The organism is Sphingomonas sp. BL-S-29, assembly GCF_055521495.1.
This window is the reverse complement of the sequence record NZ_CM145482.1, coordinates 5,037,522-5,063,880: the sequence shown is the minus strand read 5'-3', so window position 1 is coordinate 5,063,880 and position 26,359 is coordinate 5,037,522. Positions and strand designations below refer to the sequence as shown.

15 protein-coding genes are annotated in these 26,359 nt (G+C 66.7%); 9 read left to right on the top strand and 6 right to left on the bottom strand.

What is annotated here, in order from left to right:
- Positions 1 to 41 precede the first annotated feature (41 nt).
- Genes ACZ1I2_RS23845 through ACZ1I2_RS23830 form a run of 4 tightly spaced genes read left to right on the top strand, consistent with a single transcriptional unit; the run spans position 42 to position 6,050 of the window.
- Positions 42 to 2,330: a TonB-dependent receptor gene (locus tag ACZ1I2_RS23845; protein WP_465175582.1), complete on the top strand. Its 2,289-nt coding sequence runs from the start codon at positions 42 to 44 to the stop codon at positions 2,328 to 2,330.
- Complete coding sequence (locus ACZ1I2_RS23840) at positions 2,327 to 4,036, top strand: carboxylesterase/lipase family protein (RefSeq protein WP_465181546.1); 1,710 nt, start codon at positions 2,327 to 2,329, stop codon at positions 4,034 to 4,036. Before ACZ1I2_RS23845 ends, ACZ1I2_RS23840 begins: the two co-directional genes overlap by 4 nt.
- The gene (locus ACZ1I2_RS23835) at positions 4,033 to 4,755 is read left to right on the top strand and encodes a TetR/AcrR family transcriptional regulator (RefSeq protein ID WP_465171727.1); all 723 of its coding nucleotides are present in this window, start codon (positions 4,033 to 4,035) and stop codon (positions 4,753 to 4,755) included. Before ACZ1I2_RS23840 ends, ACZ1I2_RS23835 begins: the two co-directional genes overlap by 4 nt.
- The gene (locus tag ACZ1I2_RS23830) at positions 4,752 to 6,050 is read left to right on the top strand and encodes a glycoside hydrolase family 1 protein (protein ID WP_465175584.1); all 1,299 of its coding nucleotides are present in this window, start codon (positions 4,752 to 4,754) and stop codon (positions 6,048 to 6,050) included. Before ACZ1I2_RS23835 ends, ACZ1I2_RS23830 begins: the two co-directional genes overlap by 4 nt.
- A gap of 12 nt (positions 6,051 to 6,062) precedes the next feature.
- On the opposite strand, the gene ACZ1I2_RS23825 is transcribed toward ACZ1I2_RS23830, so the two are convergent.
- The 6 genes from ACZ1I2_RS23825 to ACZ1I2_RS23800 form a co-directional block, all read right to left on the bottom strand.
- Positions 6,063 to 7,259, bottom strand: coding sequence for a serine hydrolase domain-containing protein (locus ACZ1I2_RS23825; protein ID WP_465175585.1), 1,197 nt, complete (start codon positions 7,257 to 7,259; stop codon positions 6,063 to 6,065).
- Positions 7,256 to 9,493 carry a copper-transporting P-type ATPase gene (locus tag ACZ1I2_RS23820; RefSeq protein WP_465175586.1) on the bottom strand — a complete coding sequence of 746 codons (2,238 nt, stop codon included), beginning with the start codon at positions 9,491 to 9,493 and terminating at the stop codon, positions 7,256 to 7,258. The genes ACZ1I2_RS23825 and ACZ1I2_RS23820 overlap by 4 nt, the downstream gene beginning before the upstream one ends.
- Before the next feature lie 458 nt (positions 9,494 to 9,951).
- Positions 9,952 to 11,703 carry a glycoside hydrolase family 43 protein gene (locus ACZ1I2_RS23815; protein ID WP_465171731.1) on the bottom strand — a complete coding sequence of 584 codons (1,752 nt, stop codon included), beginning with the start codon at positions 11,701 to 11,703 and terminating at the stop codon, positions 9,952 to 9,954.
- Positions 11,704 to 11,777: 74 nt separating this feature from the next.
- Positions 11,778 to 13,556, bottom strand: coding sequence for an IlvD/Edd family dehydratase (locus ACZ1I2_RS23810; RefSeq protein ID WP_465171732.1), 1,779 nt, complete (start codon positions 13,554 to 13,556; stop codon positions 11,778 to 11,780).
- A gap of 81 nt (positions 13,557 to 13,637) precedes the next feature.
- The gene (locus ACZ1I2_RS23805; RefSeq protein WP_465175587.1) at positions 13,638 to 14,717 is read right to left on the bottom strand and encodes a LacI family DNA-binding transcriptional regulator; all 1,080 of its coding nucleotides are present in this window, start codon (positions 14,715 to 14,717) and stop codon (positions 13,638 to 13,640) included.
- Between the two features lie 474 nt (positions 14,718 to 15,191).
- A complete protein-coding gene (locus ACZ1I2_RS23800; RefSeq protein ID WP_465175588.1) occupies positions 15,192 to 17,339 on the bottom strand; it encodes an alpha-glucuronidase family glycosyl hydrolase in 2,148 nt (715 codons plus the stop codon).
- 156 nt (positions 17,340 to 17,495) lie between these two features.
- Between ACZ1I2_RS23800 and ACZ1I2_RS23795 the strand changes: the two genes are divergently transcribed.
- Genes ACZ1I2_RS23795 through uxaC form a run of 5 tightly spaced genes read left to right on the top strand, consistent with a single transcriptional unit; the run spans position 17,496 to position 26,312 of the window.
- A complete protein-coding gene (locus ACZ1I2_RS23795; RefSeq protein WP_465177091.1) occupies positions 17,496 to 19,892 on the top strand; it encodes a glycoside hydrolase family 3 N-terminal domain-containing protein in 2,397 nt (798 codons plus the stop codon).
- Positions 19,889 to 22,258, top strand: coding sequence for a glycoside hydrolase family 3 N-terminal domain-containing protein (locus ACZ1I2_RS23790; RefSeq protein WP_465175589.1), 2,370 nt, complete (start codon positions 19,889 to 19,891; stop codon positions 22,256 to 22,258). Before ACZ1I2_RS23795 ends, ACZ1I2_RS23790 begins: the two co-directional genes overlap by 4 nt.
- Positions 22,259 to 22,310: 52 nt before the next feature.
- A complete protein-coding gene (manD, locus tag ACZ1I2_RS23785) occupies positions 22,311 to 23,522 on the top strand; it encodes a D-mannonate dehydratase ManD (protein ID WP_465171736.1) in 1,212 nt (403 codons plus the stop codon).
- A 34-nt stretch (positions 23,523 to 23,556) separates the two neighbouring features.
- Positions 23,557 to 24,903 (top strand): MFS transporter, encoded by a 1,347-nt coding sequence (locus tag ACZ1I2_RS23780; RefSeq protein WP_465175590.1) that lies wholly within the window; start codon positions 23,557 to 23,559, stop codon positions 24,901 to 24,903.
- On the top strand, positions 24,900 to 26,312 hold the full coding sequence (gene uxaC, locus ACZ1I2_RS23775) for a glucuronate isomerase (RefSeq protein ID WP_465175591.1): 1,413 nt from the start codon (positions 24,900 to 24,902) through the stop codon (positions 26,310 to 26,312). The genes ACZ1I2_RS23780 and uxaC overlap by 4 nt, the downstream gene beginning before the upstream one ends.
- Positions 26,313 to 26,359: the final 47 nt, after the last annotated feature.

Below are 26,359 nucleotides of genomic sequence, written 5' to 3'. Positions count from 1 at the left end.
GGACCAGCGTCACCAAGACGCGGCAGCGACAAGGAGGGGACATGAACCGCTTTGCCTATACGTCGTCGCTGCTCGCGCTCGTCATCGCGGGCGCTCCCGCCGCCGCACAGACCAGCCCCGCGCCCGAATCGTCTGACCGGACCGGCGGCGCGGCCGATCCCAACGACATCGTCGTCACCGCCACCCGCCGCAACGAGCGGCTGCAGGACGTCCCGCTCAGCGTCACCGCCTTCTCGCAGGAAGAACTGACGCAAAAGGGCATTGTCGGCTTCGAAGGCATTGCGCGCGAGACGCCGGGCGTCGTGCTCAACCAGGCCAGCGACAACAATGCCCGGTTCACCGCGCGTGGCATCTCCACCAATGGCTGGGGCGCCGGGCTGCAGACCACCACCACCATCTATCTCGACGAACTGCCGCTCAGCACGATCGGCAACACGGTGACGCTCAGCCCCAATCTCTACGATATCGAGCGCGTCGAATTCCTGCGCGGGCCTCAGGGCACCCTGTTCGGCTCGGGCTCGCTGTCGGGCGCGCTGCGTATCCTGACCAAGAGCCCCAACCTCACCAAATATGATGCGTCCGCCCTGGTCGATATCGGCCTCACGCCCGACGGCGGCGGCATCCGCCAGCGCTATAACGGCATGGTCAACGTGCCGCTGGTCGATGACAAGCTCGGGCTGCGTGTCGTCGGCTATTACCGGAACGAAGAGGGCTATGTCGACAATCTCGGGACGGGCGTGAAGAATGCCAACACGCTCAGGGACTGGGGCGGCCGCGCCACGTTGTTGTGGAAGCCGACCGACCGGCTGAGCATCAAGCTGCTCGGTTCCTATGAGAAGAGCGAGCCGCAGGATTCCGCGCTGACCTCGCCGTCGCTCGGCGACCGCAAGCGCTACAGCTCGATTCCCGATCGTTATACCTCGATCACGCAGGTCTATAACGGCACGATCGACTATCAGTTCGACGGCGCCCACCTGACCAGTTCCTCGACCTATTCGATCGCCGATGGCGATTTCGACGTCGATCTTGCCGGCACGTTCGCGACCGGGGGGCCCATTGCCCAGGCCATCCCCTTCTATCTCGACGACGATTATCGCCAGAAGACCTTCGTCCAGGAAACGCGCATCGCCTCCGATGCGGGCGGGAAATTCGACTGGGTGGTCGGCGGCTTCTACCTGCACCGCAATCTCGACCTGAACGGGCGAGACCTGTCGAGCGCGTCCTTCCTCGCCGCCCGCCGCATCACCGGCCTGCCCGGCACGACCTTCGCTTCTTTCGGCAGCGTCTCGCGCACCTATGAACTCGCCGGCTTCGGGGAGATCAGCTATCATCTGACGGACACGCTCACCGCGACCGGCGGCGCGCGCTATGGCAAATATGGCGGCACGGTCGATACCAAGCCCGGCTTCAACACCGCCTATTTCACCTATGCGCTGTTCGGCATCGCCGGGCCGCTCGCGCTGGTGCCGAATGGCGCCGCGACCGCACGCTATCCGTCGGCGAGCAAGGCGTCGTGGAAAGCGAGCCTCAGCTACAAGCCGTCCCGCAACCTGACGACCTACGCCACCGTCTCCACCGGTTATCGCACGCCGGTCTATAACGGGCGCGCGGGCAGCGTCAGCGCCGTCGATCGGACCGATCTCGTCATCCCGGCGGGGGCGGGTTCGGACAATCTCATCAATTACGAACTCGGCCTGAAGGGCCGCTTCCTCGGCGGCAAGCTGACCGCGAACCTCGCCGCTTATTATATCGACTGGCGCAACATCCAGGTTCAGGCCAACCGCCAGTCGGATTCGGTCCAGTTCGCCACCAATGTCGGGCGGGCGTCGAGCAAGGGCATCGAGGCGGAGATCACCGTCGCGCCGTTCAAGGGGCTGTTGTTCGGCCTGAACGGCTCGCTCAACGAAGCCAAGGTGACCGAGCTTTCAAAGCAGGAAGCAGCGATTTCGGGCGCGGTGAACGGTTCCCGCCTCGCCTCGCCGCACGTGCAGGGGTCGTTCTTCGGCGCCTATAATTACGACATGGGCAGCGGCGCCAAAGGCTTTACCAGCTTCCAGCTCCAGCATGTCGGGTCCTTCCCCAACGGCTTCCCCAACACGCCGGGCAAGCCGGCGGTGCTGAGCCCGCTCTACGACAATACCGACGCCTATACCTATCTCAACCTGCAGACCGGCATCACGCTCAAGGACCTGTCCGTCACCTTCTATATGGAGAATGTCGGGAACAGCCGCGCGACCACCTACATCCATCCCGAGGCGTTCGTGTACAGCCGCTACGCGATCGTCCGCCCGCGGACGTTCGGCGTGCGGATCGGCTATAATCTGTGGTGATCGCGAAAGGGCCGCGCCTGCTACGCTCGGCGGCGATCGCCTGGCTGTGCCTTGCCGCCACCGCCGCGGCGGGCGCGCCCGGCGATGCGGCACGGGTCGGCATTCGCCAGGGCCTGCTTCAGGGCACGGCCGATCCCGCCGGGCAGGTGGTCGCCTTCAAGGGCATCCCCTATGCCAAGCCGCCGACGGGCGCGCTGCGCTGGCGACCGCCCGCTCCGGCGCCCGGCTGGCAGGGCGTCCGCGATGCGCGGTCGTTCGGCCATGCCTGTTTTCAGCCGCCACAGTCGCCGACCGGCCTCTATTCGGGCGGCATGGTCGCGACGAGCGAGGACTGTCTGACGCTCAACGTCTGGGCGCCGGCCGGTGCCCGCAAGCTGCCGGTGATGGTGTGGATTCATGGCGGGGCCTTGTCGGGAGGCAGCAGCTCCGAGCCGCTCTATGACGGCGCGAAACTGGCGCGGCAGGGCATCGTGCTTGTCTCGATCAACTATCGGCTCGGCCTGCTCGGCTATCTGGCGCATCCGGCGCTGAGCGCTGAATCGCCGCGGCACCTTTCCGGCAACTACGGCCTGCTCGACCAGATCGAGGCGCTGCGCTGGGTGCGGGCCAATATCGCCGCGTTCGGGGGCGATCCCGGCCGGGTCACCATCGCCGGAGAATCGGCCGGCGGCCTCAGCGCCATCGCCCTGCTGGCCAGCCCGGCGGCGCGGGGCCTGTTCGCCCGGGCGATCGTGCAGAGCGGCTATATGCCCTCCTATCGCGCGCTGCATGCGGAAACGCGCGGCCTGCCCTCCGCCGAGGCGGCGGGCACGGCGCTGGCCAAGGCCGCCGGGGTAGTCGACGCCGCCGATCTCCGCGCGGCCGATCCTGCCGCCTTGTTCAAGGCCGGCCTCGCGACCGGCTGGCAACCCGAGCCGGTAATCGACGGCATTCTGCTGAAGCGCCAGCTCGCCGACACTTTCGCGCGCGGCGAACAGGCGAAGGTGCCCGTCCTTGCCGGCTTCAACGAAGGTGAGATCCGCTCGCTGCTTTTCCTGATGCCCAGGGCGCCCGACAGCCAGGCCGCCTATGTCGCCGATGTGCGGCGGCGTTTCGGTCCGGAGGCCGACGCTTATCTCGCCGTCTATCCCGGGGCCGATCCGAGGGCGGACGTGATGGCGTCGGTCCGCGACGGCCTGTACGGCTGGGCCGCCCAATATCTGGTGCGGCAACAGGCGGCGGCCGGGCAGCCCGCCTATCTCTATTTCTTCCGGCACAGCACCCCGGCACAACGCGCCCGCGATCTCGCCGCCTTCCATGCCAGCGAGCTGCCTTATGTCTTCGGCCAGGTCGGTCCCTCGGCCACGCTCGGCCCGAACTGGCCGCGCCCCCCGCTGACGGAGTCGGAGGCGCGATTGTCGGATGCGATGATGCGCTATTGGGTCTCCTTCGTCCGCGCCGGCGCCCCGGCGGCGCCGGGCGCGGTGCCCTGGCCTCGCTATACCGCGCGCCGACCCTTCTATCTCGATATCGACGACCGTCCTTCCGCCGGGCGCCGCCTCCAGCCCGCGGCCTTTGCCTGGGCCGATGCGCTGGTCGCACGGCGGCTGCGGGAAGGGCGCGGCTGGCGGTACGATATCGGCTTCTCGGCCTTTCCGGCGCAGGCGGCGAGCCGGGGCGGCGGCGTTGACGCGGCTGCCGCACCCCGGCAACCAGAGTCGCGATGAGCAATACCGATCAAGCCATGCTGGAAGGCGAGCCGGCCCCGCGCGCGCGCAATCACAAGGCCCGCGTGCGCGAGGCGTCGATGGAGCGCATCCTCGACGCCGCCGAGCAGCTGTTCGCTGAATTCGGCTATCACGGCGTCACCCTGAAGGACGTCGCCGCGCGGGTCGGCGTCAGCTCGACGCTGATTCATTATCATTTCAACGGCAAGGAAAGCATCTACGAGGCGGTCTGGGCGCGCAAGGCGCCGATCTCGGCGCGCAACCGGCTCGAGGCGATGCGGCGCTATGCCGAGGAAATGGGCGACAAGGTCACGGTCGAGGGCGCGCTGCATGCCTGGATCGACGCCGACCTCAACGTCCAGATCGACGATGCGGAACAATGGATCGCCTTCGGCAAGATCGCCGCCCAGGCCAACAGCGCCACGGATTGGGGCGCGGGCAAGATGACCAAATATTTCAACCCCGTCGTCCTCGCGCTGATCGACCTGCTCAAGAAAGCGATGCCCGATTGCGACGAGGAAACGATCTTCTGGGGCTATCACTTCGTCTCGGGCGCGATGACGCACAACATGGCGCGCACCGGCCGGCTCGACCAGCTGTCGCACGGCCTGTGCTCGTCCAATGATTTCGAATCGATCAAGCGGCATATGGCGAAGTTCATGGCCGCGGGGTTCCATGCCATCTGCCAGAAGCCGGCAACCGGGAAAGGATCGGAATGACGACCAGGCGCGAGGTGCTGGCAGGGCTGGCGGCGGCCACGGCGGTCGGCGTCTCGCCGGCCCGCGCGGCGACGCTGCGCGCGATGCCGAAGGGGTTCCTCTGGGGCGCGGCGATCTCGGCGCACCAGAGCGAAGGCAATGACGTGCATTCCGACAGCTGGCTGCTCGAGAACCTGGCCGAGACGGTCTACAAGGATCCGTCCGGCGACGCCTGCGACAGCTATCACCGCTATGATCAGGATTTCGCGATCGCCCGGTCGATCGGGCTGAATTGCTACCGCTTCGGCGTGGAATGGGCGCGGATCGAGCCCGAAGCCGGGCATTTCTCCCAGGCCGAGCTGGATCATTATAGCAAGGTGCTCGCCTCGTGCCGCGCGCACGGCCTGTTGCCGATCGTCACCTATAATCATTTCACCGTGCCGCTCTGGTTCGCCAGACGCGGCGGATGGGAGGCGCCCGACAGCGCCGAGCTGTTCGCCCGTTTCTGCGAACGCACGACCCGCGCGCTGGGCGACCAGATCGGCATGGCGTCCCCGTTCAACGAAGCGAATATCCACCTGCTCGCCAAGCTGCTGCGCATGGGCGCCACGCCCGAATACCGGGCGAAGCGCACCGCGATGATCGCCGCCGCCGCCCGTGCGACCAATTCCCCCGCCTTCTCCTCGATCCTGTTCGCTGACCCGGACCGGATCGATGCGCATCTGCTCGAGGCGCATGCCAAGGCCTATCAGGCGATCAAGGCCGGCCCCGGCGACTTCCCCGTCGGCGTCACGCTGTCGACTCAGGCGATCGAGCCGGTCGGCGAGAACAGCCTCGCCCCGCGCATCGAGGCGATGGTCTATGGCGACTGGTGGGATGCGGTGAACGCCAGCGATTTCGTCGGGGTGCAGACCTATACAAGGGTCCGGCTCGACGCGAAGGGTGTGGTGCCGCCACCGCCCGGCACGGAGATGACCGCGGCGGGCTATGAATATTATCCGCAGGCGCTCGGCCACACCATCCGCCTCGCCGCGCGCAAGACGAAGAAACCGATCTTCGTCACTGAAAGCGGCATCGCCACCGACGACGACACCCGCCGTATCGCCTGGCTCGACGACAGCCTCGCCGAGGTCCGGAAATGCCTCGACGAGGGCATCGACGTGAAAAGCTATATCTACTGGTCGCTGCTCGACAATTTCGAATGGACTCAGGGCTATGGCCAGCATTTCGGCATGGTCGCCGTCGACCGCCAGACCTTCGTGCGCACGCTGAAACCCAGCACGCGGCACTTTGCGAGCCTCATCCGCGGCCGGTAAGGGCCGCGCGCCTCATGCCAGCGATCGCAGCGCGTCGCGCAACGCCAGGTCGCGTGGATCGCCGGTCAGCGCGGTGCCCATCCGGTTGGTGACATAGGCATAGGCGATCCCGGTTCGCGGGTCGGCATAGCCGAGCGACCCGCCGGCCCCCGGCGCGCCGAACGCGCCGTCATGCCCGAAGGGCCATTGCGGGCTCGGTTTCATGAAGCCGAGCGAGAATTGCGCCTCGCCGCGCATCACCGCGTCGTAGAAACCATGGGTCGGCGGGCGTGCCGGCGCCATCAGCAGGTCGATCGTCTCCTGCTTCAGCCCGAGATCCCCGTCGCACGCGGCAAAGGCGCTATAAGCGCGGGCGATCCCGCGCGCCGAGCCCACGCCGCCGCCCGATGGAACCTCGAAATCGCGCGTATAGATATGCTCCGGATCATAGGACAGCACCGTGCCCGGGTTCGCGATCATGGCTCGGTGGAAGGGGGAACGCCGCCGTAGCAGGTCGATCTGGAGCCGGAGCGGGAGGGTGAGGAACATCGCGAGCATCCCGGGCGATTCGAGCGGCGCGAGCCGGGCATTGGGAATATCCGGCGGCAGGCGGATATAAAAATCCAGCCCCAGCGGCGATGCGATCTCCTCATGGAAGAACTGCCCCAGGCTGCGATGCCGCGGATCCACGCGCCGCATGATCTCGCCCAGGTAAAAGCCCAGGCTGATGGCGTGATAGGCCTGCCGCGTGCCCGGCTCCCAGGCCGGCCGCTGCCGCTCCATGACGCCCGCCAGCCGGGCGGGATCGGCGATGACGGCATGGTCGACGGGCTCGTCGAATGCATGCAGCCCCGCCTGATGGGCGAGCAGCTGCCGGATCGTGACGCGTTCCTTGCCGGCCTGCGCGAATGCCGGCCAATAGGTGCACACCCGCTCGTCATAATCGAGCCAGCCGCGCGACTGGGCGAGCGCCGCCGTCATCGCCGCCAGCCCCTTGGTGGCGGAATGGACCAGCACCATCGTGTCGGCCTGCCACGGCGTCCCGGTCGCGCGGTCGCGCACGCCGCCCCACAGGTCCACGACCCTTTCGCCGTGACGATAGACGCAGCATGCCCCGCCCAGCTCGCCGCGATGCGTGAAATTCTCGATGAACGCGCGCCGCACCGGCTCGAAGCCCGGCGCGACCTCGCCCCGGACCAGCGGCAGGCCCGAAGTGGCACCGACGCTCACAGCGCGGCCCTCCTCAGGCGCAGCGCGTTCGCGACGACGCTCACCGAGGACAGGGTCATGGCCGCGGCGGCGATGACCGGGGACAGGAGGATGCCAAAAAACGGGTAGAGCAGCCCCGCCGCGACCGGGATGCCCGCCGCATTGTAGCAAAAGGCGAAGAACAGGTTCTGCCGGATGTTCGTCATCGTCGCCTCGCTCAGCCGGTGCGCGCGCACGATGCCCATCAGGTCGCCGCGCAGCAGCGTGACGCCGGCGCTCTCGATCGCGACGTCAGTGCCTGATCCCATCGCGATGCCGATATCGGCTGCGGCGAGCGCCGGGGCATCGTTCACCCCGTCGCCGGCCATGGCCACGATCTTGCCCGCCTGTTTCAACCGCTCGACCACCGCGCTCTTGCCCTCGGGCAGGATGTCGGCTTCGACCTCGTCGATGCCGAGGCGGCGCGCGACGGCGTCGGCCGTGGTCCGGTTGTCGCCGGTGAGCATGACGACCGCGATGCCCTTGCGGCGCAGCGCGGCGAGCGCGTCGGGCGTGGTCGCCTTGACCGGGTCGGCGATGGCGACGATCCCCGTAGCGACGCCGTCCACCGCGATGAAGATCGCGGTTGCCCCGTCGCGGCGCAGCAGATCGGCCTGCCCGTCCAGCGCGGCGGTGGCGATCCCGCCTTCCGCCATGAAGCGGCCATTGCCCAGGGTGATCGCCTGGCCGTCCACCCTGCCGGTCGCGCCCCGGCCGCTCGGCGAATCGAAATCGCTGACCGCCGGAATGGCCAGCCCCTCCGCCTCGGCCGCGGCGACGATCGCCAGCGCGAGCGGATGTTCGGAGGCGCGTTCGACCCCCGCCGCCAGTCGCAACAGGGTGTGCTCGTCATATCCCGCGCCGGCGACGATCCGGATGACCTTCGGCTTGCCTTCAGTGAGCGTTCCCGTCTTGTCGACAACGAGCGTGTCGATCTTTTCGAGCCGCTCCAGCGCCTCGGCATTCTTGATCAGCACGCCCAGCTCGGCGCTGCGCCCGACGCCCACCAGGATCGACAGCGGGGTCGCCAGGCCGAGCGCGCAGGGGCAGGCGATGATCAGTACTGCGACGGCAGCGACCAGGCCGTGCGCCGCACCCGGCGCGGGGCCCCAGATCGCCCAGCCGGCGAAGGTGAGCAGGGCGATGCCGAGCACGGCTGGCACGAACCATCCGGCGACCCGGTCGGCGAGACGCTGGATCGGTGCGCGCGACCGCTGCGCCTGCGCGACCATCGCGACGATGCGCGCCAGCATCGTGTCTCGGCCGATCTTTTGCGCGCGCACGATCAGCGCGCCGCTCTGGTTGAGCGTACCGCCGATCGCCTGGTCCCCCGGCGCCTTGGCGACCGGCATCGATTCGCCGGTGAGCATCGATTCGTCCACGGCCGATCGGCCTTCCTCGACGATCGCATCGACCGGCACCTTTTCGCCCGGGCGCACCCGCAGCCTGTCTCCCACCGCGATCAGCTCGATCGCGACTTCCTCCTCGCTGCCGTCCGCCCTCAACCGCCGCGCGGTCCTCGGGGCCAGGTCGAGCAACGCCCGGATCGCATCCGAGGTGGAGGCGCGCGCCCTCAGTTCGAGCATCTGGCCGAGCAGCACCAGCACGGTGATGACCGCCGCCGCCTCGAAATAGACCGGGACCGATCCGTCCATGCCGAGGAAGGCGGGCGGAAAGATTGCCGGCGTCATCAGGGCCACGACGCTATAGCTCCAGGCGACCCCGGTCCCCATCGCGATCAGCGTGAACATGTTGAGGTTGCGCGTGCGCAGCGACGTCCAGGCGCGGGCGAAGAAGGGCCAGCCTGCCCACCACACCACCGGCGTCGCCAGGGCGAACTGGATCCAACCCGAAACTCTTGGCGGAACCAGGTGATGAAGCGAAGGCACCAGATGCCCACCCATTTCCAGCAGGAACACCGGCAGCGCAAGCGCGAGGCCGATCAAGAAGCGGCGCGTCATGTCGATCATCTCGGCGTTGGGCCCGGCCTCGACGCTTGCCACCAGCGGCTCCAGCGCCATGCCGCAGATCGGGCAGGCGCCGGGGCGATCCCGGCGGATTTCCGGGTGCATCGGGCAGGTCCAGATCGTCCCCGGCGGCGCCTCGGCCGCGTGCCGGCCCTCGCCGGGGGCGGGCGAAGCATGGGAGTGCGGGCTATCGTGCGAAGCGATCACGGCGTTTCTCCAGCCGGCACGCCGCAAACGTTGCGATCTCATCCGGCGGCCCCTGCTTTCATCGGCCATCACGAACCGCGCAATGCGGGAACACCCTTATTGCGGCGATTCACTGATCTTCATCGTCGGAATATCATGCTCGGCCCGGCGGTCAGTGCCGGCGAAGGCGAAAGGCCTCGGGCGTGCCAATACAGATTTCATGCGGCAACTATTCGCGATTAACGCCGATACAGGAACTGACGGGGGTCGCGAAATTCGGCAAGTCCCCGCTCAATTGGCGTCGCGCGTCTGTTCGTCGGCGCGTTCCTGGCGTTCCAACATTTATACTGGCCGATACTGCGAACCCCGTGCAGGCCCGTAATAGGGCTCGATTCCGGCCCCTTCGCAGGTGGGTCGCGAAAATCGGCGAATACTGGGCGTTTCGCGGCAGCTTCCAACAGGAATATTCTACGGGGCAGCGCGGAGAAACGGGACAGTCCGGTGTCCCATATCTCCCCGCGCTAATCGCCCGCCCGCGCGAACGGGCCGACCATCGCACCGATAAAGCCGCCCGCTATCTTCGTGCTCAGGATCGTCGCGTCCTGGTCCTTCGCCAGCATGTGCCAGCGCCCGTCGGCGCCCGCGTAGAGGAAGTCGCACCGATCGCCGCGCAGCACGATGCGCAGCCGCACGCTCGTGCCGGCATAAGGCGCCGACGCGACCGCGACACCGTCCGCCGGGTCCTTCGGGCCGCTGCGCTTCTCGACCGTGATCGCCGTCCCGTTCAGCGTCAGCGCGTAGAAATAGGCAGTGTCCTGCACCACGGCGATCCCCGCCCGGTCGCCCTCACGCTTCGGCGTAAAAGCGACCGACGTTTCCGCCGTCGCCCAGCCATGCTGCAAACGCCGTCCGAGAAAGGCAGTCTGGCCCATACCGCCCAGCGCCACCGGACGCGCATCGATCGCCAGCGCCCCGCCGGACAGCCGGCGCCAGCCGGTATCGGTCGCCCGGATCTGCACCCAATAAGGCGCGAGTTTCGTGCCGGCGAACTCGTCGCGCACATGGAAGGCGCCGCTGTTGGGTATCGGTGCTGCCTTGCCCCGCGCCAGCCCAGGTCGCGCATGGACATAGGGCACGGCCGCGCCGGGCGCGGTCACCTCGGGCCAGCCGTTCCGCCAGCGCACCGGCAGCAGGAAGGTCTCGCGGCCCGTATTGTAGAAATCGCCCTTGTACGGCCGCGTACCGAGGAACACGCTCCACCAGTCGCCCTTCGGCGTCGTCACGAAATCGGCATGGCCGGTCGAGGTGATCGGGAAAGGCCGTGCCGGATCGAGCGTGCGCTGAGTCAGGATCGGGTTCACCGGCCCGGGCTCATAGGGGCCGGTGACCGATTTGCTGCGAAACACCACTTCGCTGTGGTTCTCCGCGGTGCCGCCCTCGGCCGCGATCAGATAATACCACCCGTCCTTGCGGAACAGGTGCGGCCCTTCGATCCAGATCGGCTTGTCCGCCGGCCTGACGCCGCCGTCCACGATGACCGTGCGGGGGCCAAACGGCTTCAGGGTCGTCGCATCGATGCGCTGGATCCAGATCGCCCGGTGGCCGTCATAGCGCGGCTTGCCCTCCGGCACGCCGTTGTTGAGGATCCAGGCCGATCCGTCGGTGTCGAAGAACAGCGAGGGGTCGATGCCCTCGATCGCGTTCCAGTGCGGGTCGCTCCAGGGGCCGGCGGCGCTCTTCGCGGTCATCACGAAATTGCCGCCGCAATCGACACAGGTCCCGGCCATGTAGAAAATGCCGGCGCGGTAGGTGAGGTCGGGCGCATAGATGCCGCGCGACGTGCCGAGCTGCTCGAAATCGACCTGGCCCGGCCGGTCGATCGCGTTGCCGATCTGAGTCCAGTTCACCAGGTCACGGCTGTGAAATACCGGCAGGCCGGGGAAATAGGTGAAGGTCGAATTGACGAGGTAATATTCCTGCCCGACCCGCAAGATCGACGGATCGGGATAGAATCCCTGCAGGATCGGGTTGCGATAGTCGTTCGGCCCGGCCTTCATCGTCCGGTCGACCGGGTCTTCGCCCTTGTAATCGAACCAGGCGAAACGGGCGACAGGGGCCGCCGGCGCGACCGCGCCCATCAGCGGCACTGCCAGCAGAGCGGTGATCGCGACCCACAGACCCTTGGTGATCGTTTCGCTCCACCCCTTCCTTCCCCGGCGAAGGCCGGGGCCCAGTTGGGGACGGCCCGTGGCGGAAGCTGCGCTTCGTTGCATCGACCTGTCCAACTGGACCCCGGCCTTCGCCGGGGAAGCGAGGTTGGTTCGACCGGCAGGATGCCCCATACGCCTCAATGGTTATGCCGCGGCGTCTTCGCGGCAATGCCGCGATATTTGACCGCCATCTCCAGCACCGCGCCATCCTCGAGCTGTCCGGTCTTCTCACGGTACAGTTCTTCCCAGGGCGTATTGCTCGACGGGAAGGCCGGGGCGGGGCCGCCCTTGCGCCGCGCGATCTCGGCTTCGTCGACCAGCACGTCGCAGCGCCCGGTGTTGAGGTCGATGCGGATCACGTCGCCGGTGTGCAGCCAGGCGAGCCCGCCGCCGACCGCGCTCTCGGGCGAGGCGTTGAGGATCGAGGGGCTGTCCGACGTGCCCGACTGGCGCCCGTCGCCGAGGGTCGGCAGCCAGGCGATGCCGCGCTGGATCAGCGCGTCGGGCGGCTGCATGTTGACGACCTCGGCCGAGCCTGGCCAGCCGATCGGGCCGGCGCCGCGAATGACGAGGATGCAATTCTCGTCGATCTCCAGCGCGGGGTCGTTGATCCGGTGATGATAATCGTCCGACCCGTCGAACACGATCGCACGGCCTTCGAACACGCCTTCCTTGCCGGGGTGGCTGAGATAGCGGTTGCGGAATTCCTCGGAGATCACGCTGGTCTTCATGATCGCGAAGTCGAACAGGTTGCCCGAGAAAGCGAGGAACCCGGCCTTCTCCTTCAGCGGCTCGGCGAAGCGGCGGATCACCTCGCGGTCGCGCGACTCGCGGCCGGCGATATTCTCGCCGATGCTGCGCCCGGTCACGGTCAGGCAGCCGCCATCGAGCACGCCACCCTCAGCCAGTTCGTGCAGGATCGCGGGCACGCCGCCGGCGCGGTGGAACCGTTCGCCGAGGAAGCGCCCGGCCGGCTGCACATCGGCGAGCAGCGGCAGGTCATAACCATGTTCGGTCCAGTCCGACGGATGCAGCTCGACCCCGGCATGGCGCGCCATCGCCATCAGATGCGGCTGCGCATTGGAGGAGCCGCCGATCACCGTGATGGTACGGATCGCGTTGAGGAACGCCTCGCGCGTCAGAATCTTCGACGGCCGCAAATCCTCATAGGCCATGTCGACGATGCGCCGGCCGGTCTCATAGGCGATCTGCCCGCGTTCGCGGTACGGCGCGGGGATGGCAGCGCAACCGGGCAGCGACAGGCCGAGCGCTTCGGCGACTGCGTTCATCGTCGAGGCGGTGCCCATCGTGTTGCAATGCCCGGCCGAGGGCGCGCTGTCGGTCGCGCGGCGGAGGAACTCCTCCTCGTCGATCTCGCCGGCGGCAAGCTTGCGGCGCGACCGCCAGATGACCGTGCCCGATCCGACCAGTTCGCCCTCGTGCCAGCCGTCGAGCATCGGCCCGCCGGAGAGCACGATCGCCGGGATATCGACGGTCGAGGCCGCCATGATGCCGGATGGCGTGGTCTTGTCGCAGCCGGTGGTGATGACCACGGCGTCGATCGGATAGCCGTACAGAATCTCGACCAGGCCGAGATAGGCGAGGTTGCGGTCGAGCGCCGCGGTCGGGCGGCGGCAATTCTCGAAGATCGGATGCGTCGGGAATTCCATCGGAATGCCCCCCGCATCGCGAATGCCCTCGCGGGTGCGCCGCGCGAGATCGACGTGGATGCGGTTGCACGGCGACAGGTCGCTGCCGGTCTGGGCGATGCCGATGATCGGCCGGCCGCTGCGCAGCTCGGCGGCGGTAATGCCGTAATTCATGAACCGCTCGAGATAGAGCGCGGTCATGTCCGAGCGCTCCGGATCGGCGAACCAGTCCCGCGAACGGAATGGCTTTACGGGTTCACGCTGCACTATGGCCTCTCCTGGTCGTCTCGAATGGTACCGCTAACGCAAAGATCCGTTACGCTCAACGACGGTCGCGCGCAAACCTCGTCAGGACGGTCGCGCCGACGTCACCGAAGGGCGGCGGCGCGGCGCGGCATCGGACTGGCGGCGCACCAGCTGGAAGTCGAGCTGGCGGTGCTGCGACGGGTCGCGGTGTCCGGCGCGGCGGCTGCGGATTTCCTTCACCAGCAGCTCGACCGCAGCAAGCGACATGTCGGTGATCGGCTGGTGAATCGTTGTCAATTCCGGCCAGATCGTCGTGGCCAGCGCGGTATCGTCGAAGCCGCACACGGTGAGGTCGTTGGGTACGTCAAGCCCGTGACGATGCGCGACCGCGACGGTCGCCGCGGCCATGTCGTCATTGCTGGCGAAGATCGCCGAGGGCGGGTTGGGCGTATCGATCAGATGCTCGGCGGCGTCCAGGCCGGAGCGATAGGTGAAGAGGCCCTGGACGACGAGCTTCTCGTCATAGGGCAGGCCGACCGCTTCGAGCGCGTCGCGATAGCCGGCGAGGCGGCGTTCGCTCGCCGTCTGGTCCGGGTTGCCGATGATGAAGCCGATGCGCTGATGGCCGAGCGCGGCGATGTGGCGCGTCATCGCGAAGGCGGCGCGGTGATCGTCGATGCTGACGGCGGAGAAGCCCGGGGCGGGGTGGCCGCTGGCGACCGTCACCGCCAGGCCGCTCGCCTGGCGCAATACCTCGAGCAGCGGCAGGGAATCGCACAGCGGCGGGGGCAGCACGATTCCCTCGATCCCGCTGCGCAGCAGGCGCGCCGCCGCTTCCTCGGCCTGTTCCAGCCCGTCGCATTTCTCCACGACGATCTGGATGTTGGCGCGGCTGGCATAATCGAGGCTGCCGACCAGGAACTCGCTGAGATAGGCGGCGCTGGGGTTGCTATAGAGCAGCCCGATCCGCACCGGCGCCGCGCCGGCGAGGCTGCGCGCGGCTGGGTTGGGCGAGTAATTGAGCGCGGCGATCGCGGCATTGACCACCTCGCGCGTGGTGGCGCGGACATTGCCTTCGCCGTTCAGCACCCGCGACACCGTCATGGGGGAGACGCCGGCCTTGCGCGCCACATCGGTGATGGTGGCGGTGGTGCGTTGCCGACGGGACGTTTGTTGGCTCAAAGCGTGATGCTCCTCGGCACGGTGGCTATAATGTTGCGGCATGCGCTGCAATGTGAACGTTATATTCGGTGGTGGGGGATAAAAAGAGGGGCGGCCGGATATGCGCCGGCCGCCCTAGGGGAGATCATCCGGCATGGGCAGCGAGGAGCGCCCATGCCGGGACTGGATGGCGGCGTGCGACCACAGCCGCCGCCATCCGGATCAGCAGCGCCCGTGCGGGCCGAAAAACCATGTTTGCAAAGCTGCGGCGTGCGTCGCGACCGCGCGGGCTGCGCCGGCGGATCGGTCGAATGCGCGTTGGTGAAGCAGCTCCCTCATCATCCTGTCCCTTCAGTGCGGGCCTCTTCGTGCCCGTTCCACGCTCCGTGCCATCTGGCATGGTAGCGATCACATGTAGAGCTATTCCTATGTTAGAGAAGTGTCAATCCTCCCGCGCCGGCCTCATCCTTCCTTCATTTCCCGATCTGTTAGCGCTCATCTTCCGGGCTCGTACGGCCAGGAGATCGCTTCATACTCGGCAAGCGGCCTTGCCGGTGGCGCCTCGCCCGCCGGGAGCGGCCGGCCCGATGCGCTGGTCCAGTAAGCGAGGCTCGCGTCGCGCCACCATTGCGCCTCGCGCTGCTGGATCGACAGGAAGCCGTCGGTCTTCGCGAAGCGCTCCCGGTCGATATAGGGAGCAAGCGCCGACCACGCTTCGTGCATGCCGGCTACCTCGCGCACGCCCAGCGAATATTTACCGGCAAGCTCCTCCCACAAGCTCTTGCCGGACTTCATGCGATAGTCCCAGCCGACATGGTGGAACCACAACAGGTCCTGCTCGGGCGTGGTCTTCACATCGCCGAACTGTCTGGCGAGCACCGGGGCATATTGCGCCACGGCATTGCTGCCCGTCTTGGTCCGGTCATAACCGATGCCGGTCGCATCGGCCTTGTGATAATAGACCGGGTTCCATTCGGGCCGGGCGAGATCCTTCACCCAGGGGCCGGGGCCGTAGTGATGGCTGGTCGCCATCAGATGGGCGAGGCCGAGCGGCGTCATATAGTTCACCACGGCCTCGCGCGAGGTCATCATGATGTCGACGACCCTGGGCGTGACCGCCGGGTTGGAGCCGAAGGTCAGCTCGGACCATTCGCCCGCGACCTGCTTCGCCGAAGCCTGCGGGTCCCAGGCCATGCGGCCGAACACGAACCAGTTGGCCTGGTTGAAGGTCGATCCGCTCCAGTCGCGGTCGACGCCGATATTGGCGACGCCGGCCATGCCGGTCAGCTTATACTGGTCGAGATCACCCTCGATCACCCGGGCGACGGTCGATCCCTTGCCATGGCCGAACGTGTCGGCCTGCAGCACTTCCTCATAGAGCGGCCCGAGATAGACGAGGTGAGTCGCCATCCCGAGATATTCCTTGGTGATCTGGAATTCCATCATCAGCGGTGTCTTCGGCATCGCCCCGAACAGCGGATGGAAGGGCTCGCGCGGCTGGAAGTCGATCGCGCCGTTCTTCACCTGGACGATGACATTGTCGGCGAACTGGCCGTCGAGCGGCTTGAAATCGTCATAGGCCTGTTTGGCGCGGTCCTCGGGATTCTCGTGCTGATAGACAAAGGCACGCCACATGATGATGCCGCCATGCGGGCGCACCGCGGCGGCGAGCATGTTGGCACCTTCCGCATGGTTGCGCTTGTAATCCTGCGGGCCGGGCTGCCCTTCCGAGTTCGCCTTGACCAGGAAACCGCCGAAATCGGGGATCGCCTTGTAGATCTCGTCGGCCTTGGCCTTCCACCAGGCGGCGACCTGCGGGTCGAGCGGATCGGCCGTCTTGAGACCGCCGATCTCGATCGGCGAGGACCAGCGCGCCGAGAGATAGACCTTGATGCCATAGGGCCGGAACACATCCGCCAGCGCCGCAGCCTTGGCGATATAGGGCGCGGTCAGGCTGTCGGCCTTGGCGTTCACGTTGTTGAGCACGGTGCCGTTGACGCCGATCGACGCATTGGCGCGCGCATAATCGGTGTAGCGCGGGTCCCTGAAGTCGGGGAGCTTCCACCAGTCCCAGATCGACTGGCCGGCATAGCCGCGCTCGACCGTGCGATCGAGATTGTCCCAATGGTTGAGCAGCCGCAGCTTGAGCTTCGGCGTGGAGGCCATGTCGAGCGCGTCGAGCGGCAGGCCGCGCTGCAGATGCTGGATCAGCGCGAAGCTGCCATAGAGCACGCCCACGCCGCTATTCGCTGCGACGACCGTGACCTTCTTGCCGTCGACCGCAAGGCTGCGGATCAGATAGCCTTCGTTGCCGAGCTTGCCGAGCGGGAGGTTGAGCGCCTGGATGCGGGGCTCGCCGGCCGTGCCGAGCAGGATTGCGCCGGGCTGGATGGCGCCGGCCAGCGGTTTCGCACCGAGCAGGCCCGACAACGCGCGGTCGAGTTCTTCCGCTGCCTTGAGGATCGAAGGATCGTTGCGCTCGAACACCAGGGCCGTCGCCTGGGCCCGGTCGCGGGCCTGAATATCGGTGGGCAGCGGGCGGTAGCGAAGCCAGACATCATAGCCGTCCTCGGCCTGCGCGATGCCGGGCAGCGCGCCCAGCGTCAGAAACAATGCCGCGCACCAGGCAATCAACCGACCCATGTCATTCCTCTCCAACGCACGCGCCATGGCCCTTTGCTTGGCCATCGGCGATTGACAGTCTTTGCCTGACTTAGCATGGTAGCGCTATCAGAAAAAGGCGCTGACGTGGGTGTTGGCCGACGAATCAGCGCCACCGAGGGGGTAGCCGAAATGCCGATGGTAGCGCCGCGTACTCTTCATCGTTCGCTGGCGATTCTGCTCGCCTGCGCCGCGCCGATCGCGCTTGCCGGCGCTGCGCCGCCGCCCGCGCCCGTTGCGGAGGCCAGCCCGCTCTACAAGAATTCTACCGCACCCATTGCTGCACGCGTCGATGATCTGCTCAAACGCATGACGCTCGAGGAAAAGGTCGGTCAGCTGCTGACCGTATGGGGCGCCAAGGCGCAGATGCTCGATGTGAAGAAGCGGATCGATCCGGCCAAGGTCGCCGCGCTCTTCCCCAACGGGTTCGGTGGGTTTGCGCGCCCGTCCGATACGCTCGGTGCCGGCTCGCCGCGGGTGACGCCCGGTCACGACGTGAAAGGCACGATCGATGTGGTCAACACGCTGCAGCGTTACGCGCTGACGAAGACGCGGCTAGGCATCCCGATCCTGTTCCATGAGGAAGGGCTGCACGGTTATGCTGCACGGGACGCGACCAGCTTCCCGGTGCCGATCGGCCTGGCGTCGAGCTGGGACCCCGACATGATCCGTCAGATCAACACGATCACCGCGCGCGAGATCGCGGCGCGCGGCGTGACTCTCGCGCTGTCGCCGGTGGTGGATGTCGCGCGCGATCCGCGTTGGGGGCGGATCGAGGAGACGTTCGGCGAGGATCCCTATCTCGTCGGCGAAATGGGCGTCGCGGCGGTGCAGGGCCTGCAGGGCGCGGACAAGGCCGAGAAGCTCGCACCGGGCAAGGTGTTCGCCACGCTCAAGCATCTGACTGGCCACGGCCAGCCCGAGAGCGGCACCAATATCGGACCCGCGCAAATCTCCGAACGCGAGCTGCGGGAGAATTTCTTCCCGCCCTTCGAACAGGCGATCACCCGCGCCGCGCCTGGCGCGGTGATGCCGAGCTATAACGAGATCGACGGCACGCCGAGTCATGCGAGCAAATGGCTGCTCGGCGATGTGCTGCGCGGCGAATGGGGTTTCACTGGCGCGATCACCAGCGACTACGATGCGATCGATCAGCTGCGCTCGATCCACCATATCGCAGCCGACCGGACCGAGGCGGCGCTGCTGGCGATCAACGCCGGCGTCGATTCCGATCTGCCCGAGGGCGACAGCTACAAGACGCTGGTCGACTCGGTCCGCGCGGGCAAGGTCTCCGAGGCCGTGATCGACTCTGCCGTGCGCAAAATGCTGGAGATCAAGTTCCGTGCCGGGCTGTTCGAGCATCCCTATGCCGATGTCGCGGCCGCGGTGAAGATCACCAACAATGCCGAGGCACGCGCGCTGGCGCGGACCGCGGCGGCGCGGTCGATGATACTGCTCAAGAATGACGGCACGCTGCCGCTCGCCATGCCGACGGGTGCGGCAAAGCCGACCATCGCGGTGATCGGTCCGAGCGCGGCGGTGGCGCGGCTCGGCGGCTATTACGGCCAGCCGCCGGTGACGGTCTCGATCCTCGATGGGATCAGGGCAAAGCTCGGCGCGCGCGCCACTGTCGTCACGTCGGAAGGCGTGAAGATCACCGAGAATGACGATTGGTGGGAGGACAAGGTCACCCTGGCCGACCCGTCCGAGAATGCGAAGCGCATCGCCGCGGCGGTCGCGCTCGCGAAGGGCGCGAACACCATCATTCTCGCCATCGGCGATACCGAGCAGACCAGCCGCGAAGGCTGGGCGAACAACCATCTCGGTGACCGGTCGAGCCTCGACCTGGTCGGCCAGCAACAGGACCTGTTCGATGCGCTGAAGGCGTTGGGCAAGCCGATCGTCGTCGTGATGATCAACGGCCGGCCGCTCGCCATCAACAAGGTCGCGACGGAAGCCAATGCCGTGATCGAGGGCTGGTATCTCGGCGAGCAGGGCGGCAACGCGGTCGCCGATGCGCTGTTCGGCGACGTCAATCCGGGCGGCAAGCTGCCGGTGACGATCGCCCGCTCGGTCGGGCAACTGCCGATGTTCTACAACTACAAGCCATCGGCGCACCGCGGCTATCTGTTCAGCGAGGCGACGCCGCTTTTCCCGTTCGGCTTTGGGCTCAGCTATACCAGCTTCACGGTCGGTGCGCCGCAGCTGTCGGCGACGACGATCCGCCCTGATGGCCAGGTCGAGGTGAAGGTCGATGTCGCCAATACCGGCAAGCGTGCGGGTGACGAGGTCGTGCAGGTCTATGTCCGCGACATGGTCAGTTCGGTGACCCGGCCGGTGAAGGAGCTGAAGGCGTTCAGGCGCGTCACGCTGCAGCCGGGCGAGGCCAGGACCCTGAGCTTCACGCTCGATCGCCGCGCCTTCCAGATGTGGAACCTCGACATGAAGCGGGTGGTCGAGCCGGGTCAGTTCGAGATCATGACCGGTCCGAACTCGGTCGATCTGAAGTCCGCTACCCTGACGGTCGCGCCATGATCGGCCGGCGCCAGCTCCTGGTCTGGCTATCCTCGGCCAGCGTCGCGGCGCTGACTCCGGGGGTCGCTTTCGCGCGCGCCGCGAAGCCGCTCTACAAGGACGCGCGCGCGCCGATCGCCGAGCGGGTCAAGGACCTGCTCGGACGGATGACGCTCAAGGAGAAGGTCGCACAGACCATCGCGCTCTGGGCGACCAAGGCGGAGATCATGGACGGCCTGGCCTTCGATCCGGCCAGGGCGAGCACTGCCTATCCCAATGGCATCGGCCAGATCAGCCGCCCGTCGGACAAGCGCGGCGGGCCGGGCATCGTCAATACCGAAGGCGGCACCGGCGCGCGCTGGCGAACGCCGGCGGACAATATCGCGTTCAACAATGCTGCGCAGAATTGGGCGCTGGAAAAGACCCGCCTCGGCATCCCCATGCTGTTCCATGAGGAAGCGTTGCACGGCTTCATGGCGACCGAGGCGACCAGCTTTCCCCAGGCGATCGCGCTGGCGGGCAGCTTCGACACCAGCCTGGTCCGCCGCGTCAATGCTGTGATCGCCCGCGAGGCGCGGGCGCGGGGCGTGCCCTATGTGCTGTCGCCCGTCGTGGATATCGCGCGCGATCCGCGCTGGGGCCGGATCGAGGAGACCTTCGGCGAAGACCCTTATCTCTGCGGCGAGATGGGTGTCGCGGCGGTCGAGGGACTGCAGGGCATCGGCAAGGGCGAGCGGCTGGCAAAGGACAAGGTGTTCGCCACGCTCAAGCACATGACCGGGCACGGTCAGCCGCAATCGGGCACCAATGTCGGCCCCGCCCAGATCTCGCAGCGCGAGCTGCGCGAGAATTTCTTCCCACCCTTCCGCGAAGTGGTCGAGCGCACCGCGATCGGTGCGGTGATGCCGTCCTATAACGAAATCGACGGCGTACCGAGCCATGCCAATCACTGGCTGCTGCAGGATGTGCTGCGCGGCGAATGGGGTTTTAACGGCGTGGTCGCGAGCGATTATGGCGCGGTCGAGGAACTCGACCGTATCCACCATGTCGCCGCCGACAAGTCCGATGCAGCACGGCGCGCACTGGCCGCGGGCGTGGATTGCGAGCTGCCCGACGGCATCGCCTATCGCATGCTGACCGAGGAGGTGCGCGCGGGCCGGGTGAGCGAAGCGGCGATCGATACCGCGGTGGCGCGCATGCTGACGCTGAAGTTCCGCGCCGGGCTGTTCGAGAATCCCTATGGCGACGCCACGCTCGCCGCGCAGATCACCGGCAACGCCGAAGCCCGCGCGCTGGCGCTGGAGGCAGCCCGCAAGAGCATCTGCCTGCTCAAGAATGACGGCATTCTCCCGCTCAAGGCCGGCGCGCAGAAGGTCGCGGTGATCGGCCCCAATGCCGCCCCGGCGCGGCTCGGCGGTTATTCGAGCGTTCCCAAGCAGAAGATCGGCCTGCTCGACGGCATCAGGGCCAGGCTCGGCGGCGAGGTGATCCACGCCCGGGGCGTCGCCATCACCACCAGCGAGAACCCGACCGACAATGAGGTAATCCTCGCCGATCCCGCGGAGAACCGCGCGATGATCGCCGAAGCGGTCGAGACGGCGAGGGCAGCCGATGTGATCATATTGGCGGTCGGCGACAATGAGCTGACCAGCCGGGAGGGTTTCGCGAAGAACCATCTCGGCGACCGGACCGGCGTCGATCTGCTCGGCGAGCAGAATGCCCTGTTCGAGGCGCTGCACGCACTGGGCAAGCCGGTCGTGGTCGTCGCGATCCATGGCCGGCCGGCGAGCTGGCCGACCGTCGCGGCCAAGGCCAACGCGATCCTCGATTGCTGGTATGTCGGGCAGGAAGGCGGCACCGCCATGGCCGAGGCGCTGTTCGGCGACGTGAATCCGGGCGCCAAGCTGCCCGTCACGGTGATCCGTGACGCAGGCCAGATCCCGTTCTTCTACAACCACAAGCCGAGCGCGCGGCGTGGCTATCTGTTTGACGATGCCGCACCGCTTTTCCCCTTCGGGCACGGCCTCAGCTACACCAGCTTCACTATCGGCGCGCCGACGCTGTCCGCGACCACCATCGCACCGGACGGCAACGTCACCGTCTCGGTCGAGGTCGCCAATAGCGGCGCGCTCTCAGGGGATGAGGTGGTGCAGGTCTATATCCGCCATCTCGATGCCTCGGTCACGCAACCGGTGATGGCCTTGAAGGGCTTCGATCGGGTAACGCTCGCGCCGGGCGAACGGAAGACGGTCCGCTTCATGCTCGGGCCCAAGGCTTTTCGCATCTGGAACGTCGCGATGAAGGAAGTCGTAGAGGGGGGTCGGGTGGAAATCATGGCGGGGAACAGCTCCGCCAATGTCAAAAGCACGACACTGGTAATAGCATGATGCCCTCTCTCCCGAACGGGGCAGGGTGTATCGTCACTAACGGAAAGCTCTGATGCCGAAGATCACCAATGCCCGCGTCATCGTCACTTGCCCCGGGCGCAATTTCGTCACCCTGAAGATCGAGACCGACGAGGGCGTCTACGGCCTGGGCGACGCGACCCTCAACGGCCGTGAGCTGAGCGTCGCGAGCTATCTGCAGGATCATGTCGTGCCCTGCCTGATCGGGCGCGACGCGCACCGCATCGAGGATGTGTGGCAGTTCCTCTATAAGGGCGCCTATTGGCGCCGGGGCCCGGTGACCATGTCGGCGATCGCCGCGGTCGACACCGCGCTCTGGGACATCAAGGGCAAGATCGCCGGTCTCCCGGTGTATCAGCTGCTCGGCGGGGCGAGCCGCGAGGGCGTGATGGTCTATGGCCATGCCAACGGCAAGACGATCGAGGAGACGATCGACAACGCGCTTCATTACCAGTCGCTCGGCTACAAGGCGATCCGGCTCCAGTCGGGCGTGCCCGGCCTTGCCTCGACCTATGGCGTGTCGAAGGATCGCTATTTCTACGAGCCGGCCGATGCCGACCTGCCGACCGAGAATGTCTGGTCGAGCGAGAAATATCTCCGCTCGGTGCCGCCGCTGTTCGAAAAGGCCCGCGAAGCGCTCGGCTGGGACGTGCATCTGCTGCACGACATCCATCACCGCCTGACCCCGATCGAGGCCGGTCGCCTCGGCAAGGACCTGGAGCAATATCGCCCCTTCTGGCTCGAGGATGCGACCCCGGCCGAGAATCAGGCGAATTTCCGCCTGATCCGCCAGCACACCACCAGCCCGCTCGCGGTCGGTGAGATCTTCAACTCGATCTGGGACTGCAAGCAGCTCATCGAGGAGCAGCTGATCGACTATATCCGCGCGACCGTCGTCCATGCCGGCGGCATCACGCATCTGCGCCGCATCGCGAGCTTTGCCGACATGCACAATGTCCGCACCGGCTGCCACGGCGCAACCGACCTGTCGCCAGTGTGCATGGCGGCGGCGCTCCATTTTGACCTGTCGGTGCCGAATTTCGGCGTTCAGGAATATATGCGTCACACCGACGAGACCGATGCGGTCTTCCCGCATGCCTATAGCTATGACAACGGCCTGATGCACCCGGGCGACAAGCCGGGCCTCGGCGTCGATCTCGATGAAGAACTGGCCGCGAAGTACGAATACAAGCGCGCCTATCTCCCGGTGAACCGCCTTGAAGACGGCACGATGACGAACTGGTGATCATGCCGAAGCAACGACAGGTGAGGGGATCCGAATGAACGCGACCGTCAGCGCCGAGGCGCCGATCCTGCCCAAGCCGTCAGGCAAGGTTCGCTGGATCGTCTGCGGACTGCTCTTCGCGGCGGTCGTGCTCAGCTATATCGACCGGCTCGTCCTGTCGGTGCTGAAGCCCGATCTCGCCGCGCAATATCATTGGACCGAGCAGGGTTATGCCGATCTCGCGGTGGCGTTCCAGCTGACGTACGGCGTTGCCTATGTGATCTTCGGGCGGGTGGTCGACCGGGTCGGCGCGAAGATCGGCTATGCCATCGCCGTCTCGCTCTGGACGATCGGGCACGTCTCCCACATCTTCTTCACCACCACGACGGGCATGATGATCGCCCGGCTGACCCTTGCGTTCGGCGAGGCGGGTACTTTCCCCTCCGCGCTGGCTGCCGCGAACGAATGGTTTCCGAAACGCGAGCGCGCCTTCGCGATCGGCATCTTCAACGCCGGCTCCAATATCGGCGCGATCGTCACGCCGCTGCTGGTGCCGATCATCACCATCGCGTTCGGCTGGCGCTGGGCGTTCATCCTGACTGGCCTGCTGACGGTGATCTGGCTGGTCGCCTGGCTCGGTTTCTACAACCGCCCGTCAAAGCATCCGCGTGTCTCGGCGGAGGAACTCGCCTTCATCGAATCCGATCCGGCCCAGCCCGAGCAGGTTCGGGTGAAGCGCGGGTTTGTCGAGGGCGTGATCGCGCTGTTCCAGGATTATCGCGCGCTGTTCCGCCACCGTCAGACCTGGGCCTATATGGCCGGGCGCTTCCTGATCGATCCGGTGTGGTGGACCTTCCTGTTCTGGCTGCCCGACTTCTTCAACAAGCAATATAATGTGAAGATGCTCGAATTCGGGCCGCCGCTGGTGATGATCTATCTGATCGCGGATATCGGCTCGGTGGCGGGCGGCTGGATCTCGTCGCGGCTGATCGGCAAGGGTTATTCCATCAACCGGTCGCGCAAGACGGCGATGTTCTTCATGGCCTTGTTTGCGCTGCCGATCGCCTTTGCCACCGCCGCGCCGAACATGTGGGTCGCGGCCGGGCTGATCGGGCTCGCCTGCGCCGCGCATCAGGGCTTCTCGGCCAATGTCTATACCATCCCGGGCGATCTCTTCCCACGCTGGCGCGCCGGCTCGGTGATCGGGCTCGGCGGCCTCGCCGGCGCGATCGGCGGCGCCTTGATGGCGAAATACGCAGGCTATATCCTGGCGACCGTCGGCAGCTTCCAGCCGATCTTCATTCTCGCGGCGTGCTCCTATCTGCTCGCGCTGCTTGTCGTCCACCTGATCGTGCCGCGCTGGGAGCCGGCCGTTCTCGCGCACAACGAAGGCAATCCATGACCAAGCTGACGCTCCACCCCGACCGCCTGTTCCCTGCCGAGGGCCGCACGCGCGACATTGCGCGTGCCTTGTACACCGGTGTCAAAGACCTGCCGATCGTCTCCCCGCACGGCCATACCGATCCGTCCTGGTTCGCCTATGACCAGCCTTTCGCCGATCCGGCGCAGCTGTTGATCGTGCCCGATCATTATGTCTTCCGCATGCTCTACAGCCAGGGCGTGCCACTGGAGAAATTGGGCGTGCCGACCGAGGATGGCAGCCCGACCGAAACTGACGGCCGCGCGATCTGGAAGATCTTCGCTGACCATTATCATCTGTTCCGCGGCACGCCGTCGTCGATGTGGCTCGACTGGGTGTTCGCTGAATGCTTCGGCTTCGAAGAGCGGCTCGATCCGTCGACCGCTGACCATTATTACGACTCGATCGATGCCGCGCTGAAGACACCCGCCTTCCGCCCGCGCGCGCTGTTCGAGCGTTTCGGCATCGAGGCGATCGCGACGACCGAAAGCCCGCTCGACCCGCTCGACCATCACCGCGCGATCCGCGAGAGTGGCTGGAGCGGCCGGGTGATGACGGCCTATCGCCCCGATCCCGTGATGGACCCGGAGGCCGCCGGCTTCCTCGCCAATATCGCGCGCTTCGGCGAGAAGGCGGGCGAGGATATCGCGACCTTCGCGAGCTATCTCCGCGCGCACCAGTTCCACCGCGCGCGCTTCCGTGAGGCCGGGGCGACCTCGACCGATCACGGTCATCCCAGCGCCTTCACCGCCAATTTGCCCGCCGCCGAGGCCGAGGCGCTCTACCAGAAGGTCCGCACGGGCCAGGCGAGCGCTGCCGAGGCCGAGCTGTTCCGCGGCCAGATGCTGACCGAGATGGCGCGCCTGTCGATCGAGGACGGCATGGTGATGCAGCTCCATCCCGGCGCCTTCCGCAGCCACAACCCGGGCGTGCTCGCGCGCTTCGGCCGCGACAAGGGCGCCGACATCCCGCTGCCCAGCGAGTTCGTCCACAACCTCAAGCCGCTGCTCGATGCCTATGGCAATGATCCGCGCCTGACCCTGATCCTTTTCACGCTCGACGAGGACACCTATAGCCGAGAGCTCGCACCGCTCGCCGGCCATTATCCGTCGCTGCGGCTCGGCCCGCCCTGGTGGTTCCATGACAGCCCCGAGGGCATGCGCCGCTTCCGCCAGCGCGCGACCGAGACGGCGGGCTTCTACAACACGGTCGGCTTCAACGACGACACCCGCGCCTTCCTGTCGATCCCGGCGCGCCACGATGTCGCGCGGCGGATGGACTGCACCTTCCTCGCCCAGCTCGTTGCCGAGCACCGGCTTGAAGAGGATGAAGCGCATCAGGTGGCGAAGGCGCTGTCCTATGATCTGGTGAAGGCGGCGTACAAGCTGTGACGAACCTCCCTTCTCCTCTCGCCCTTTCTGCTTCCCCGGCGAAGGCC